The sequence below is a fragment of the Muribacter muris genome (assembly GCF_001038205.1).
Lineage (GTDB): Bacteria > Pseudomonadota > Gammaproteobacteria > Enterobacterales > Pasteurellaceae > Muribacter > Muribacter muris.
Window position 1 is genome coordinate 1 of record NZ_JWIZ01000017.1, and the last position, 15,571, is coordinate 15,571.

Here is a 15,571-nt window from a genome sequence, read left to right on the forward strand (position 1 = left end):
GAATGGCGTTTTAACCACAGTGAAATAAAAGTTCAATTTTCCATTTTAAAACAATTAGTAAAGCAGAATTTATTCTAGTTATCTAGTACAGCCCCTTTAAAAATATTAAGCTAAAAGTTTATTTCTTTTGCATTCGGCTAGCTGATTATTAAATTTCTCTTCATTATCCATAGGGATATTATCGTTATCTAATAACACTTCATTTTCGCTATCCATTTTAAATAATGGAATAATACAAATATCAGTGATAATGCTAGCTATGGCTAGACCGTTTTGAACCGCAAGCCCTATTCTTTCGGCTAAATTTTCTACCTCATTTCTAGGAAGTTTCTTCACAAAAACAGCCTTATACATCTTTTTAACTTCCGCATAATAGCTATTAAAGATATTTTCTATTTTTTTAGTTTCCCAATATACGTTATCAACATAACAGGCTACACTAGTATATTTACCTTTAATCTTTTCCATTTTTTCTATGGCGTTTTCTGCATCTCGTTTATATTGTCTTGCTTTAGATAAATTTTCCTCTGCATTTGAGGCATATGTCCAAGCAGCAATAGCAATAATTGGGGCTGCAACAACTCCTCCTAACAAGGCTGTTCCTCCTGCAATACCAAAACCACCAGCCGCTAAAGATCCCCCACCTAAAGAAGCTAGGGTTGCTTTTGTTGCCGCAGCTCCTGCTAAAGAACTAATTGCAGTACCTGTAGATGCTGTTGCAAGTGCCATTGTTCCACCATATGCGGCATAAGCTGCTACACCGCCGGCGATGGCCCCTGAAGCAATACCTGTAGTAAATTCGGCAACGGATAAACCAAAAGCGTCAATCCTTTTTAATTTGATATTGCTGATATTAAAATTAAACGTTTTTTCAGAGGAAATAAGTTTAAGTTTTTCTTGTAATTTTTCAGCCATTTCTTTCAACTCTTTGACTCTTCCTCCTATATGCAGGCGTAAGTTACCCACGGATTCTATTTTTTTATTTAATTTATTATGAGACTCTTCTAGCTCTTTAGTAGCTTTGCTGTACTCTGATTTTGCACTATCTATAATGCGTTCCGCTTCTGAGTTATCTTGATAACCATCATAGGCTTTTTTTGCTCCTGTTCCTACAGCAGCCACTGCTAAACCAGCTAAAATAAACGGTAAAGGCATAATAATTTCTCCTAAAAACTAACTTAATAACATTTCAACTTCTTTTGATAAAGCGAATTGCTTTTCAACCCACTGCTCTAATGAACTTAATTTTTCATCTGAAATACCTAATTTAGTTGCATATTGTGCAACTAAATCTCTTTCAGATTGGTGGTAATCTTCATTTGCATAGGCAACACCTAAAAGTTCAAGTACCAAAGAACATTTCGATCTTTCTGTATCAAATACATCTGCAAGGTCATCAGCAGAGATTGATTTCTCACTAATCCCTTCTTCAGACTGCTTTAATAAAATTTCGACCATACCTAATTGTAGTTCATCTGAACTGCCGTCAACCTCAGCGATTTTCTTTGCTAAGTAGAGTAATACAGATTGTTGGTCTCGATTTAGATTTTGTATAAACATACATTCTCCTAATTTTTTGTGGTTAATAAATATTGTTGTAACTTATTGTGCATTGAACTTTGCAACTCACTCGGACTAATAATCACCAAATGTGGTATCCAATATTGCACTAACGGGATAATGTCCAGCTCGTGAACATTTTCGCTGGCGAGAATCAGTTCGCCACTTTCCAGTTTATGCACTAATTTTTGATTAGGCAGTAAATTGCGACGTAGGAAATAAGGGGCGGCAAACTCCGAAACCTTGATCAGCACTTCGCCAATTTGGTTGCCGAAAGAGATACTGTCGTTACGTTTAATTTCTGCGATCAGTTGTTGGTTAGGTTCAAAACTTTCCTCTAATATTCTCGGCATTGTAATTTGGGTAAAACAAAAGGTTTTTTGTTTGTCGTTATCCGTGCCGATTAAATACCAAATCCCGTTTTTATTGATGAGGCTATAAGGGGCAATTTTGTAAAATTTCCCCTGAATCTGACCGCTTTTCGTATATTGGAAATGAATAAATTGATGTTGCTCAATCGCTTGTGTGAGTAGATTAAATTCCTGCTCTAAATGGCGAATATCTTCATATTGAAAGCCTTTCACTTTGATACTTTCGGTGAGTTTTTCTTGGAAAAATTGGCGATCAACTTTTGGGAAAAGATCAGAAATACTGGCAAATAGTGCAAAGCGTTCGATGTCTTGTTGGTTGAGTAAGCTGAATTGATGATGGTTGAGCCGGTAATAACGGGGACCACTTTCTGCCCATTCTAAAAATTCCAGCCGATCTTTAATATCACGTTGAATGGTGCGAACGGCCACCCCAAATTCTTCCGCTAATTGATTAACATCAATGCGTTGCCCTTGATTAAGCCGAGCGAGGATTTCTGCTAACCTTTTCGCTAATACGGTATTCTTTTTCATTCTGTTCTATCCTGCTTATTGTTGAATAACCTAAGTCTAGCAAAAGGTGATGGACAGGTTGTGTCGCCTGCTGAACATTTTGCATTTTTTTCAAAAAAAGTTTGCCAAATATAATTATTTGATGATTTTAGACTTTAAAGGTCTAATATAAGTGTGATTTGCTATTTAACTGAAAAAGTCAATATCTATTATTTCTTCCTTTAGCGTTGAGGAGGATATATGGCGGATAAGAACGAGCAACTGCTGCAAACTATCGGGCGGGCAATCTCAAAATATCGCCAGGCCGTTGGTATTACGCAAGCACAGTTAGCCGAAATCTTAGGGATCAGCAATGATGCCGTTTCAAGAATGGAACGGGGAAAAACCGTGCCTTCCGTGCTGCGTTTATTGGAATTGTCCGAGATTTTTCGCTGTGAGCTAGCCGATTTATTGACGGAAACCAGTAATCGTTCGGTCGATCAAGCTCGCAAACTGGAGGCTTTATTTGCCGATTTAGATAGCATTGAACGCAGCGAGTTAGTCGATTTATTGGAAAGAATGGTGAAGTGGAAGCAACGCACTTGAATGGATTAGTTTGCAACAAAAGAGGCACAGGTATGTGCCTTTTTTATTTTGCAAATCACTGACCCTATCTGCCCGCTTGCTTAGCTTTATTCAAGCGGAAGAAGAAAAACACCGCTGTGGTGAAGGTGAATATAATGCAGCTTTTGTTGTTCGTCATAATATTCGGGGTTGAGGTTGATCATCAGCGGGGTGTTTTGCCAGATTGCCGTGATTTCCCAATGATTGCCCATATAGACGGCGTGCTGAATTTCACATTTTTGCGCCGGCTGCCCCTCGGGTTTTAGCTGAACGGCTTCGGGGCGGATACCGATCAGGCATTTGCCGTTCGGTACGTTAAAACGCTCGGCATTGTGTAGCTGAAATCGGTAGTCGCCAAGGGTGATATGGTCGCCTTCACGTGTGCCGCTAAACAGGGTGGATTCGCCCATAAAGTTAGCAAGAAACAGAGAGTTAGGCTGCAAATAGAGCATTTTTGCCGTGCCTTGTTGGCGGATTTTGCCTTTGTCCATTACGATAACTTCATCGGAAACGGCAAAGGCTTCTGTTTGATCGTGGGTAACATACAGTGCTGTAATATTGAGCCGTTGTTGCAATTCACGGATTTTTTCGCGCATTGCGCGGCGTAAATTGGCATCAAGATTGCTTAAAGGTTCGTCAAACAATAATACTTTAGGTTTTAGTATCAAGGCTCTAGCGAGGGCGACCCGTTGTTGCTGCCCGCCGGAGATTTGATCGACATAACGATCTTCAAAACCGGCTAAATCGACCAGTTCGAGCGCCGCTTTCACTCGCTGCTGCCGTTCGCTTTTCGGTACGCCTTGCATTTTTAACCCGTAACCGACATTCTCCCCAATCGACATATGCGGAAACAGGGCGTAGGACTGAAATACGATGCAGATGTCCCGTTGCTGAATGGCACTGCGGGTAACGTCTTCCCCGTCAATTAAAATTTGTCCGGTAGTCGGGCTTTCCAGCCCTGCGACAAGGCGCAGCACGGTCGTTTTACCACAGCCGGACGGGCCGAGCAGCGTTACCATTGTGCCTTGGCGGATAGAGAGGTTGAGATTATCAATTACCTTGCTTTTGCCAAACGCTTTACTGACATTTTTTAACTCAAGAAACGCATTTTGTTGTGTCATTTTCAATCCTTAATTCATTTTCTTGGCTTTTGAACGGGCAATGCGTGTGTCGCCGACCAGCCAATCAAACAGAAAAATAATGCCCATCATCACAACGATGAGGATAGACCCGTAGGCAATCGCAATGCCGTATTCACCGTCTTCCACCCGATTTAAAATATAAGAGGTGGCAACCCGTGTGTCTGCCGTAACTAAAAACACAATCGCACTGACGGTTGTCATCGCTCGTACAAAACTGGTTACCAAGGCGGAAAGCAGTGCCGGTTTGAGCAACGGTAAGACCACAAAGCAGAGGGTTTTTAACGAACCGGCTTTGAGGGAGAGCGAGGCTTCGTCTAAGGATTTATCTAATTGCCCCAACCCTGCCACTGCCGCCCGCATACCGACCGGCATATTACGCATTACCATTGATAAAATGATGATGATACCTGTGCCGGTGAGGTAAATCGGGCTATCGTTAAATGCCAAAATATAGGATACGCCCGCCACTGTACCAGGTACGGCAAAGCAGAGTAGGGTGAGAAATTCGAGCGTTTTTCTCCCTTTAAACTCTCGCCGTACGGTGATATAGGCAATCAGTAAGCCGAAGAATGCCGTAATGGGGGCAGCCGCGGCGGCAAACATCACGGTTTGGAGTAACGACGGCCAAGCGCCGTCATTAAAACCTTGTCCAAATAATGTGAGGTAGTTATTGAAAGTCAGGGTGTAATCGACGCCCCAATTCACCGTAAAACTGCCGTAGAAGATACTGCCGTACAGCATCAGATTAAACAATACCCAGCCGGCGAGGGCGACAATAATGACCCCTTTGAACAGAGTAGGCAGATCTTGCACTTCGCCACGGTAGGATTTGCCGGAAACGGTAACATAAGAGCGGTTGCCAATCCAAAGATATTGAATGATAAAAATGGCTAACGAAAACAGAAGCAGCAACGTGCCGAGCGTGCCGGCTGAGGTGTAATCCAGTTGCGAACCGGCGATATAGAAATAGATTTGCGTGGCGATCACATCAAAGCTGCCGCCTAACACAAGCGGGGTGCTGAAATCGGCGAGGGATTGAATGGCAACCACTAAAAATGCGTTTGCCAATGCTGGTTTCAATAACGGTAAAATAATATGAAAAAATGCTTGATAGCGATTGGCACGCAGCGTATAAGCCGCTTCTTCCACAGAGGGATGAATGGACTTCAACGCCCCTTCTAAAATCATAAACGCCATTGGGGTTAAGGCTAACGTATGGGCAATCACAATACCGGTAAAGCCGTATAGCCACTGGCTTTGAAAGCCTAAGTACTCGACTAAAAAGGCGGTAACATAGCCGGATCTGCCGAGCATTAGTGTAACCCCCAACCCAACCACAAACGGCGGGGTAACAATCGGCAAGATCGAAAAAATTTTCCCGATAAAGAGCGTGCGCTTGGCTATGCGGGTGGTGTAAAGGGCAAAAGCCAAGCCGAACAGCGTAGAAAATAGCCCCACCGTTGCCGCTACACTCAGTGAATTGCCAATCACCCGCAGCACATAGGATTTTTGCAAAATCGCCAAGGCGTATTGCGGTGCAAATTCGCCGTTGTGGTAAAACATTGACTGTAAAATAGCGAAGGTCGGATAGACAATAAAGCCGAAAATCAGCAGTACAATGCTGATCAAGGCTGCAATAATAAAGCGATCGCCCTGCATTACTTTTAGGTCTGCCAACGCATTGGTGGCAAGGGCTATCAGCGAGAGAATGAGCAAAAATACCGCATAGCCTAACCGAACGTTGAACCAGATTGCCGTGAGAAAAATCAGCAGAAACAGACCGCTTGCGAGGGCAAATTCACATCGGCTACGCAATAGGCTGGGGCGAGGTGTCGGGATCAGAAAAAGGCAGAGCGGTAAAAACCACGCCCAAGCGATATTCAGGCTCGTCCAGCCTTTGGCTTGCTGCCATTCTTCGGTGGTCGCATCAAACACCCCGTAATCTAAGGCGGTTACCGGCAAAAAAGCAAAGCCCTGCCACGCAAACAGTACCCAAACGGCAGGACGGGAAAAAGAGAAAAAATTCGGCATAGTGTTCCAAAAACGTCAGAAAAGGGGCTGATGCCCCTAGCATATCGGATTATTCGGCTAATTTGACCTCATTGACCCATTTTTCGATTAACCGTTTACGCTCTTCGGTTGAGCCGTATTTTTCAAAATCGTAATGGATTAAGGTCAGATCCTGCGGATTAAGGGAATAGGGGGACGGCTCGGCGGTGGTGTTGGTTAAGACTTGGAAAGCCTCGCCTTTTTGCCAAGCGAGCTCTTGCGCCTCTTTCGACAATGCCCAATCGACAAACCGTTTCGCATTTTCAAGGTTACGCGCCCCTTTTAAAATGCTCACCCCGCCTAATTCATAGCCTGTACCTTCGCTTGGCACAACCATTTCCAAATTTGCCCCGTGTTTCTTTTCCACCGCATAGTCGTGCAAAAAGCCGATGCTGATAGCCGTTTCACCCCGTGCCGTATTACGAGAAGGGGTAATACCGGATTTGGTATATTGGGAAATGTTTTTGTGGAGTTGCTTGAAATAGGCAAAGGCTTTTTCTTCGCCCCAAAGTTGAACGAAAGTGGCAATCGCTGTGTATGCTGTGCCGGAACTTTGCGGATCGGCGATCTGAATTTCACCGGCAAGTCGGGGATCGAGCAAATCCGCCCAACTGCTTGGTATTTTTTCGATACCCAATTTTTTCAGCCGATCAAGATTAACCCCAAAGCCCAAAATGCCCATATAAACGGCAGAGGTGTAGTTGCCTTTCAGTTTAGCGGGATCACGGAATTTTTCATTGATTTCGGCAAGACTCGGCGATTGGTAAGGTTGCAACAGCCCCATTTCACCGGCTTGGGATTGCGGATCGAGTGTGCCGCCGTACCAAACGTCCGCCTGCGGATTATTTTTTTCCGACTCAATTTTCGCCAATGTGCTGCCCGACCCGTTACGAACAAAGGCAACCTTGACTTGATATTTTTCACCAAAGGCTTGGGTTGCCTGCTCGCACATCAGGTTCGTGGTACTGCAATAGACGACCAAACGCCCTTCGGCGAGGGCAGATTGACTGGCGGTCAAGCCGAATGTTACGGCAGCAAATAAGGCGGAGAGCGTTTTCAATTTCATAGGGTATTCTCGGTGAGTTAAAATCGCATCTAATATAATCGGATTTGTATCAAAATACTGTGATGCTATTCACAAATAAGCAAATTTTTTCACAAAAACAGAATTTTGCAAAATTTTGCCGTTTTTCGACCGCTTGTATAGTAAGATAACCGCAACTTTTTGAGGATAGCAAATGAACAGATTAAACATAGGCGATCAAGCGCCGGATTTTACCTTACTTGACCAACACGAACAGCCGGTTTCCCTGATGCAATTCCGTGGGCAGCGGGTATTGGTCTATTTTTACCCGAAAGCCCTCACGCCCGGTTGTAGTACGCAGGCGTGCGGTTTACGGGACAGCAAAACCGAGCTGGCGGATTTTAATGTGGCGGTGTTGGGGATCAGCCCCGATTTGCCGAAAAAATTAGCCCAATTTGCCGAGAAAAAAGGGTTGAATTTCACCCTGTTATCCGACCCCGATCATCACATTGCAGAAGCCTTTGGGGTGTGGGGCGAGAAAAAATTTATGGGAAAAACCTATGACGGTATTCACCGTATCAGCTTTTTAGTGGATGCAAGCGGTCGGATCGAGGCTGTGTTTGACAAATTTAAAACTAGCGAACATCACCGGATTGTGATCGACTATTTGAAAGGGCAACAGAATGGCGCATAAAGCAGTATTTTTGGATCGGGACGGGACGATCAATCTCGATCACGGTTATGTGCATCAAATTGATGACTTTCAATTTATTGACGGCGTGATCGAGGCATTGCTTGCCTTGAAAAAGCAGGGCTATTTGTTGGTACTGGTTACAAATCAATCCGGCATCGCCCGTGGCTATTTTAGCGAAGATCAATTTTTACAATTAACCGAATGGATGGATTGGTCGTTAGCGGATCGGGGGGTAGATTTGGACGGAATTTACTACTGCCCTCACCACCCCGAAGGGCAGGGCGAATTTCGCCAACACTGTGATTGCCGTAAGCCGCAGGCAGGAATGTTTATACAGGCGATCCGAGATTTAAACATTGACCCCAGCCAATCGATAATGGTTGGGGATAAATTGGAAGATATGCAAGCCGCCCAAAATGCCGGCGTTGCGTATAAAATGTTGGTGCGTACCGGTAAAGCGGTTACTGAGGCGGCGGAGGCTGCTGCGGATTGCGTGATCGACAGCTTGGCGGATCTGCCGTTATTATTAGCGAAACAGGGGAAGATATGACCTATCAAGATAGCAGCTTAACCGCCTTAAAGTTGGGGCAGAAAACCGATTACGCCAGTGAGTATGATCCGACATTATTACAAGCCGTACCACGCCGTTTAAACCGTGATGAATTGGGCATTAGCGAGCAGCAGCCCTTTGATCGCGGGGCGGATATTTGGACGCTTTATGAACTTTCGTGGCTAAACAGTAAAGGCGTGCCGCAGGTGGCAATTGCCGATGTAGCGGTGGATTTTCGCAGTGAGAATTTGATTGAATCCAAGAGTTTCAAGCTCTATTTGAACAGTTTCAACCAGACAAAATTTGAGTCGATAGCAGCAGTCGAGCGTTGTTTGGTTGAGGATCTTAGCCGTTGTGCAAGCGGTCAGGTAACGGTGAATATTCACAAATTGGACGCTTACCGCCAGCAGCCGATTGCGGATTTTGGCGGGGAACGGATTGACGATTTGGATATTGAGATTCACGATTATCAATTCTCAAACCGTATCCTTGAAAATATTGCACAGGACGAACGGGTGGAAGAAACCTTGGTTAGCCATTTGCTAAAATCCAACTGTTTGATTACCAATCAGCCGGACTGGGGAAGTGTGCAAATTCATTATGTCGGCAAGCGGTTAGATCGTGAGAAATTATTGCGCTATCTTATCTCGTTCCGTCAGCATAACGAGTTTCACGAGCAGTGTGTAGAACGGATTTTTACCGATTTAATGCGTTTCGCCGAGCCGGAAAAACTGACGGTATATGCCCGCTATACCCGCCGTGGCGGTTTGGATATTAACCCGTTCCGATCTAATTTTGAGAGCGAACCGCAAAACCAAAGGTTGGCACGCCAATAATGAACGCTTCGTTGTATTTAGGCATAATGTCCGGCACGAGTTTGGACGGGGTAGATTTAGCCTTGGTGGATTTTGCCCAAAATCCGCCGCAAATGACCGCTTGTGCCTGCGTGCCAATGCCGGAAGAACTTCGGGCGGCATTATCAAGGCTGCTTAAAAGCGGACAGACCGACTTACAACAACTGGGCGAGTTAGACCAACGGCTTGGGCGGCTTTATGCGGACTGTGTGAACCACTTTCTGGCTGATTTGGCGCTGACGGCGGCGGATATTCAGGCTATCGGCTGCCACGGGCAAACCGTGTGGCACGCACCGAATGGCGATTATCCGTTCACGACCCAACTTGGCGATATGCACTGGCTGGCTGCCCACACGGGCATTACCACGGTGGGCGATTTTCGCCGTAAGGATATGGCTTATGGCGGGCAAGGTGCGCCGTTCGTGCCGGCGTTTCATCAAGCGCTGTTTAGCGATCCGAATCGGATTACCGGGGTGCTGAACATCGGTGGGATCAGCAATATTTCGTTGCTGATTCCGAATCGGCAACCCCTTGGCTACGATATTGGAGCGGGGAATACGCTGATGGATAATTGGATTGAGCGTCATCAAGGCAAGCGGTTTGATCGCAACGGCGAGTGGGCGGCTTCGGGCAAAGTGCATCACGGTTTACTGGCGGCACTGCTTGACGAGCCTTTTCTCGCTCAAAAACCGCCGAAAAGTACAGGGCGGGAATTGTTTAATTTGGCGTGGTTAGCGGCAAAATTGGCACAATTTGAGCCGATTGCCCCCAATGATGTACAAGCGACATTGCTGGAATTTACCGCTCAAAGTATTGCGCAAGATTTGCGGGCAATCAATCGTCCTCAAGACTTGCCGTGTCTGCTGTTGGTCTGTGGCGGCGGTGCAAAAAATGGTAGGCTGATGGCTCGCTTGCAGGTACTGCTGCCCGATTGGCAGGTAACCACGACCAACGCATACGGCTTAGATGTCGATTATGTGGAAGCCGCTGCGTTTGCGTGGCTGGCGTATCAACGGATACATAATCTGCCGTCTAATCTGCCGAGTGTAACGGGGGCATCACAAGCGGTCAGTTTAGGGGTAATTTTTACAACATTATGATGTAGCCGTTTAATCAGATCTTGATGTGATATGGTGGACGTCAGCATAGTTCCCTAGCCGTTTGGTTTAGCCTTGATGAGTGGCTTTATAGGCGGCTAGCCAGTGTAGAAATTCATCGCTAGTGCGGGTAACATTTAATCTTAAATAGTGGGAGAAATCGGTGTGTTGGGAAAATAAATAACCCGGTGCTAAGACATAATTCTCTTTTTTCGCTTCAATCGACATTTTGGTCGTATCTAATTTTAAGTCCAGCCATAAAAATATCCCTTTATTTGCCGGCTTAGGATATTCAATACCTATTTTATCCAGCGCATTTTTCATTTTTTCGTGTTTTTTAACTAATTTTAAACGCATTTCATCAATATGTTTGGGGTAATAAGAGTGTAGCCAAATAGAATAAACACTGCGTTCCGTTAATTCGGTACTGGTCATATTAGACAACATTTTTTGGCGAAGAATAATATCTAAAAACGATTTCGGCAGATAAATAAATGCCACCCGCCAATTTGCGCCAAGAATTTTAGAGACTCCGCTAATATAAAAGACTCTTTCACCTTGATCTAAAGTGATATAACGCAAGGTATGAGGGTTATTTTCTAACGGGCTGTAAATATCATCTTCTAATAAATAGGCATTATATTGATGCAGTAAATGAAGCACTTTGTAAATAATTGAAGGGCTGACATTATAGGACGTCGGATTATTTAAAATGCTGTTAGTAATATATATTTTAGGTTGATAAGTTTTAAATAAATACTCAAGTTTTTCTAGATTTGGGCCATTTTGATCCCTTGGTACACTTAATATGTTTAAATTTAATTGATGTAGGCAGCCTAATAACCAAAACCAACTGGGATCATCGACAATAATATAATCGTTCGGGCGAGTGAGCGATCTTAAAATTAATTGGATAGCCGCAGACACGCCCGGCATTGTAATCATAAACGAGGGATCGGCAGTGATACCTAAGTGGGATAATTGCGTGGCGAATAATTTTCTCAGCGGATAGTATCCCTGAATATGCCCATAAGTATAAATAAACTCGTGGGCTTCTTTGGCGGATTTTTTGATCGCTTGGCGAATAATCTTAGCGGGGATTAGCCAATCACTCGGGAGCAGCCCGCTACCGGGAGATTTATCTTTTTCCTGCTCGTGAAATAAATGTTGCATCAGCCAGCCCGTATCTGCAACATTTTGTGTAAATGAAGGGGCGGCAACCGCTTGTACGCTTTCGGTTTTGATTGGATTGACGAAATAACCCGACCCTCGAATTGCCTTGAGATAGCCTAATGAAACAAGGTGTTCATAGGCTTGAGAAATGGTGAATGCCGAGTAATTTAATCGTTTAGCAAGGGATCGGACAGAAGGAATTTTCTGCTCGGGCAGGTAAATATTGTGTTCAATCTTTTCAATCACCCAATCACATACTTGAGCAACTTTGGTTTTTTTATTCATTTTATTTCCTGCTGTATCGATGAAAGGGCAATACAGTTATTTTTTATTATCGTCAATTGCCTCGGTTGTGCATTGATTTTATCGTTTAAATTAAATATGAACAATCGGAACATCACCTTTCTAGGAGAAAAGCAGAATGAACCGTTATTTATTATTAGCGATGCTTTCAATATGTTGTTTGGCATTAGGCGGTATATTTGTCAAATTAAGTGAATTTCCCCCCATTACAACGGGAATGTATAGAGTGTTATTTTCATTGCCTGTCTTTTTTATATTGATGAAGTTTGAATCTCATCATCGCATAATGAGCTATAAAGAAAAAGGCATAGCAATAATAGCAGGGGGGTTCCTTGCATTGGATTTAGTCTTTTGGAATATATCGTTTGCTTATACGACCGTCGCGAATGCGAATTTATTAGCGAACTTAGTCCCTTTTACAGTAGTGCCGATCTCTTATTTTCTTTATAAAGAAAAATTAACGAAGTCATTTCTGTTAGGCGCAGGAATAATGCTAATCGGGTTGATGATCTTAATGAACGGCAAAATTTCACCTACTTTGCTTCATTTTAAAGGTGATCTGTTAGCATTACTAACGTCGGTCTTTTACGGTTTATTTATGATTAGCGTGTATAAATTAAGGTATCACTTTTCAACCATTCAAATAATGGCTTATGCAAGCATCGGGTGTTTGATCGTATTATTGCCGTTAGCGATTGGATATGAGGGCGTATTTTTACCGCTCACCTTTGCCGAAATTTATCCGCTAATCGGTTTGGCATTGTTATCGCAAATATTAGGGCAAGGCGGATTAAGTTATTGTTTAGGCAAAATTAACGCTAGTTTTGCCGCTTTATTAGTCTTAACACAGCCGATGATTGCTGCTTTCTACGCTTATGTAATATTTGAGGAAAGATTGTCATTTTTAGAAATCATCAGCCTATTGATTGTCTTAATCGGGCTATATATTGCCAATAAAAAATAGTATGATAATTGCCATCTACTTATGATTTAACCCAAAATACAATGGCTGAACACGCTTTATTAGAGACATTAACCCACTTAATCACGGAACAACGCAACCCTAAATCAATGGAGATGGATCGTTTATCGGCGGCAGAGATTGTCGCATTGATGAATGAGGAAGATCGCCAAGTGCCTGCGGCAGTGCAAGCCTGTTTACCGCAGATTGCTGCTGCCGTTGAACAGATTGTCGCCGCCTTTCAGCGAGGCGGTCGCTTAGTTTATTTGGGGGCAGGTACAAGCGGGCGGTTGGGCGTATTGGACGCTTCGGAATGCCCGCCCACGTTCGGCACATCGCTCGAAATGGTTAAAGGGCTAATAGCTGGTGGCGACAAGGCGTTGCGTCAGGCGGTAGAAGGGGCGGAGGATAGCGATGAGGCGGGCAAAGCGGATTTGCAAGCGGTCGGTTTTTGCGAAAAAGATGTTTTAGTCGGGATAGCGGCAAGCGGACGCACCCCTTATGTATTAGGCGCATTAAATTATGCAAAATCCCTTGGTGCATATACGGTTGCGATAGCCAGCAACCCTCGTTCGCCAATGGCGAAAATGGCTGATATTGCGATTGAAACGGTGGTCGGAGCGGAAGTCTTAACAGGGTCAAGCCGGCTCAAATCCGGCACAGCACAAAAATTGGTGCTGAATATGCTTTCTACTGCCAGTATGGTGCTAATGGGCAAATGCTATCAAAATTTGATGGTCGATGTGCAAGCCAGTAATCAGAAGTTGCTCGCCCGTGCCGTGCGTATTGTGATGCAAGCGACAGAGTGTTCGCAAACGACAGCGGAAACGGCACTCGCCCAAGCCAATCAAAATGCCAAATTGGCAATAATGATGATTTTGAGCGGCACGGATAGCGCCACTGCCGAGCAATTATTGCGTCAAAATCACGGGCGGTTAAGATAGTTGTACCGCTAGGCTTTGCCAATAACCAGTGAGAGAATACCTGCTGCAATAAGCGGCCCGACCGGCACGCCCTTCAAAAAAGCCACGCCGATAATCGTGCCAATCAACAGCCCCGTAACCAGCACGGGTTGGCTGCCCATCAGGTTTACGCCTCTTCCGCCTAACCAAGCAACCAGTACGCCGGCTATAATCGAAAAGAGCATTTTCAGATCAAGGAGCTGGCTGATTTCCGGCAGCGTAATTCTGCCGGATACTAACGGGCTCAGTACACCGATTGTTAAAATCACGATACCGATTTTTAAACCGTATTGATCGGCAAGCGGCAAGTATTTCGCCAAAAAAGTTTGTTGCATAATCAGTAGCACGGCAGCGGAGATCGTAACGGCACTATTTTGGCTGAATAAACCGAGTAGGATAAGTGCCACGAGCAGTAATGCCACTGCATTGAATTGTAAAGACATAATCTATATGCGGGAAAAGTAAAATCCCTTACGATTGTAAGGGATTGAAAGATTAACTGGCAACCATCACCATTGCAGGACGGATCACTCTGCCGTGTAAGGTGTAGCCTTTTTGCATTACGCTGCTGATATGGTTCGGCTCAATGTTTTCTGCGGGCTGCATTGAAATCGCTTGGTGCAATTCCGGATCGAAAGCCTCACCGATATTACCGACGGCGACCACACCGAAATTAGTCAGTGTTGAAACCAAACCTTTATGGGTTAATTCCACCCCTTCGGCGAGGGCTTTGCTGCTTTCGTCCGCCCCTTCCAATGCTTGTAGCGCACGCTCAAGATTGTCCACCACATTCAGTAATTCTTTGGAAAATTTCTCAAGGGCAAATTTGTGCGCTTTTTCAACGTCTTGTTCGGTGCGGCGGCGAATATTTTCAATTTCGGCTCTGGCACGCAGGGCAATGTCCTGTTCCCGTTTGTCTGCTTCGGCGATGTAAGCCTCTAAACTTTGAATGCGTTCATTTGCCGCAACAAGCGGGTCGATTTCTGCGTTTTCTTGCAAATCTGCCAGTGCTTGTTCGGTTTGCTCTACGGTTTCTTCTGCCACAACATCTTGTTCTACAGGGGATTTTTCGGTTTGATTTGTCATTTATAAGTCCTCTAAATGAAAATTTACATTGCAAATTTTTGCACAAAACTGACCGCTAATATAGGGTTAAATCCACCAATTTCAAGCCGAATAAGCGATTTAGTTCAGTAAATGCGCCATTGCTTTTTCTTCTTGTTTGATCCGCACCGCTAAAATGACAAGATAGACGGGTAAGCCGAACATTGCGGTATAACCGGCGTGGCAAAACAGGCTTAAACCGATTAGCTCCGGAATGATATTGAGAAAATAGTTGGGGTGGCGAATATATTTAAACAGAAAAGAACGGTTAATTTTGTGAGCGGGTAAAATGTAAAGTTTGACTGTCCAAATCTCTTTTAAGGCATAGATCACATAAAACAGCATAATAAAGGCAAAAATGAGCAGTGCTAAACCGAGCTGGGCGGTATGATCAAAGCTGATTTGGCGGAAATTTGCCTCTGTGATGGCAGCAAGATAAAACAGAATATGTGCGGCAGAGAGCAGTATTGAATTGGTTTTGCCGTATTGAACCGCCCCTTTTGCGATCAGGGCTTTTTCGTTACGAATTGAAATAGATAAGGTGTAAAAACGCAGGGCTAAAATAAGTGCGAAAAGGGTATTGATAAATAACATAAAATCTCCTTTTAAAAGGG

17 protein-coding genes and 1 pseudogene are annotated in these 15,571 nt (G+C 44.3%); 8 read left to right on the plus strand and 10 right to left on the minus strand.

Annotated elements, in window-relative coordinates:
* Positions 1-78 (plus strand): annotated as a pseudogene (locus tag RO21_RS12750) (IS1595 family transposase); the annotation flags it as partial.
* A 27-nt stretch (positions 79-105) separates the two neighbouring features.
* Here the strand turns inward: RO21_RS12750 and RO21_RS03175 are convergent.
* From RO21_RS03175 to RO21_RS03185, 3 genes are read right to left on the minus strand one after another with little or no spacing between them, the layout of a single operon-like run.
* Positions 106-1,155: a hypothetical protein gene (locus tag RO21_RS03175; protein ID WP_047976353.1), complete on the minus strand. Its 1,050-nt coding sequence runs from the start codon at positions 1,153-1,155 to the stop codon at positions 106-108.
* A gap of 18 nt (positions 1,156-1,173) precedes the next feature.
* Positions 1,174-1,560, minus strand: a complete 387-nt coding sequence (locus RO21_RS03180; protein ID WP_047976354.1) for a tellurite resistance TerB family protein — start codon at positions 1,558-1,560, stop codon at positions 1,174-1,176.
* Positions 1,561-1,568: 8 nt separating this feature from the next.
* Positions 1,569-2,462 carry a helix-turn-helix transcriptional regulator gene (locus RO21_RS03185; protein ID WP_047976355.1) on the minus strand — a complete coding sequence of 298 codons (894 nt, stop codon included), beginning with the start codon at positions 2,460-2,462 and terminating at the stop codon, positions 1,569-1,571.
* Positions 2,463-2,681: 219 nt separating this feature from the next.
* On the opposite strand from RO21_RS03185, the gene RO21_RS03190 reads away from it, so the two are divergent.
* Positions 2,682-3,026 carry a helix-turn-helix domain-containing protein gene (locus RO21_RS03190; RefSeq protein ID WP_047976356.1) on the plus strand — a complete coding sequence of 115 codons (345 nt, stop codon included), beginning with the start codon at positions 2,682-2,684 and terminating at the stop codon, positions 3,024-3,026.
* 86 nt (positions 3,027-3,112) lie between these two features.
* On the opposite strand, the gene fbpC is transcribed toward RO21_RS03190, so the two are convergent.
* Genes fbpC through RO21_RS03205 form a run of 3 tightly spaced genes read right to left on the minus strand, consistent with a single transcriptional unit; the run spans position 3,113 to position 7,301 of the window.
* Positions 3,113-4,165 (minus strand): ferric ABC transporter ATP-binding protein, encoded by a 1,053-nt coding sequence (gene fbpC, locus RO21_RS03195; protein ID WP_047976357.1) that lies wholly within the window; start codon positions 4,163-4,165, stop codon positions 3,113-3,115.
* Positions 4,166-4,174: 9 nt separating this feature from the next.
* Complete coding sequence (locus RO21_RS03200) at positions 4,175-6,217, minus strand: ABC transporter permease (protein WP_047976358.1); 2,043 nt, start codon at positions 6,215-6,217, stop codon at positions 4,175-4,177.
* Between the two features lie 49 nt (positions 6,218-6,266).
* Positions 6,267-7,301, minus strand: a complete 1,035-nt coding sequence (locus RO21_RS03205) for an ABC transporter substrate-binding protein (RefSeq protein ID WP_047976359.1) — start codon at positions 7,299-7,301, stop codon at positions 6,267-6,269.
* A gap of 172 nt (positions 7,302-7,473) precedes the next feature.
* Here RO21_RS03205 and bcp point away from each other — a divergent pair, with 172 nt between their 5' ends.
* From bcp to RO21_RS03225, 4 genes are read left to right on the plus strand one after another with little or no spacing between them, the layout of a single operon-like run.
* On the plus strand, positions 7,474-7,953 hold the full coding sequence (gene bcp, locus RO21_RS03210; protein ID WP_047976360.1) for a thioredoxin-dependent thiol peroxidase: 480 nt from the start codon (positions 7,474-7,476) through the stop codon (positions 7,951-7,953).
* On the plus strand, positions 7,943-8,503 hold the full coding sequence (gene gmhB / locus RO21_RS03215) for a D-glycero-beta-D-manno-heptose 1,7-bisphosphate 7-phosphatase (protein ID WP_047976361.1): 561 nt from the start codon (positions 7,943-7,945) through the stop codon (positions 8,501-8,503). The genes bcp and gmhB overlap by 11 nt, the downstream gene beginning before the upstream one ends.
* Positions 8,500-9,339, plus strand: coding sequence for an NADPH-dependent 7-cyano-7-deazaguanine reductase QueF (queF, locus tag RO21_RS03220; RefSeq protein ID WP_047976362.1), 840 nt, complete (start codon positions 8,500-8,502; stop codon positions 9,337-9,339). The genes gmhB and queF overlap by 4 nt, the downstream gene beginning before the upstream one ends.
* Entirely contained in the window at positions 9,339-10,457 is a 1,119-nt protein-coding gene (locus RO21_RS03225) for an anhydro-N-acetylmuramic acid kinase (RefSeq protein WP_047976363.1), read from the plus strand. The genes queF and RO21_RS03225 overlap by 1 nt, the downstream gene beginning before the upstream one ends.
* Positions 10,458-10,523: 66 nt before the next feature.
* Here the strand turns inward: RO21_RS03225 and RO21_RS03230 are convergent, their stop codons facing one another.
* Entirely contained in the window at positions 10,524-11,912 is a 1,389-nt protein-coding gene (locus RO21_RS03230; RefSeq protein WP_047976364.1) for an aminotransferase-like domain-containing protein, read from the minus strand.
* Between the two features lie 136 nt (positions 11,913-12,048).
* On the opposite strand from RO21_RS03230, the gene RO21_RS03235 reads away from it, so the two are divergent.
* Both RO21_RS03235 and murQ read left to right on the plus strand, forming a co-directional pair.
* The gene (locus tag RO21_RS03235; RefSeq protein WP_047976365.1) at positions 12,049-12,894 is read left to right on the plus strand and encodes a DMT family transporter; all 846 of its coding nucleotides are present in this window, start codon (positions 12,049-12,051) and stop codon (positions 12,892-12,894) included.
* Between the two features lie 41 nt (positions 12,895-12,935).
* Positions 12,936-13,835, plus strand: coding sequence for an N-acetylmuramic acid 6-phosphate etherase (gene murQ / locus RO21_RS03240; RefSeq protein WP_047976366.1), 900 nt, complete (start codon positions 12,936-12,938; stop codon positions 13,833-13,835).
* 8 nt (positions 13,836-13,843) lie between these two features.
* Here murQ and RO21_RS03245 read toward each other — a convergent pair whose 3' ends face one another.
* From RO21_RS03245 to RO21_RS03255, 3 genes are all read right to left on the minus strand, one after another.
* Positions 13,844-14,296: a DUF441 domain-containing protein gene (locus RO21_RS03245; protein ID WP_047976367.1), complete on the minus strand. Its 453-nt coding sequence runs from the start codon at positions 14,294-14,296 to the stop codon at positions 13,844-13,846.
* Positions 14,297-14,348: 52 nt separating this feature from the next.
* Positions 14,349-14,939: a nucleotide exchange factor GrpE gene (grpE, locus tag RO21_RS03250; RefSeq protein WP_047976368.1), complete on the minus strand. Its 591-nt coding sequence runs from the start codon at positions 14,937-14,939 to the stop codon at positions 14,349-14,351.
* Between the two features lie 99 nt (positions 14,940-15,038).
* The gene (locus RO21_RS03255; protein ID WP_047976369.1) at positions 15,039-15,551 is read right to left on the minus strand and encodes an isoprenylcysteine carboxyl methyltransferase family protein; all 513 of its coding nucleotides are present in this window, start codon (positions 15,549-15,551) and stop codon (positions 15,039-15,041) included.
* Between the last annotated feature and the right edge of the window lie 20 nt (positions 15,552-15,571).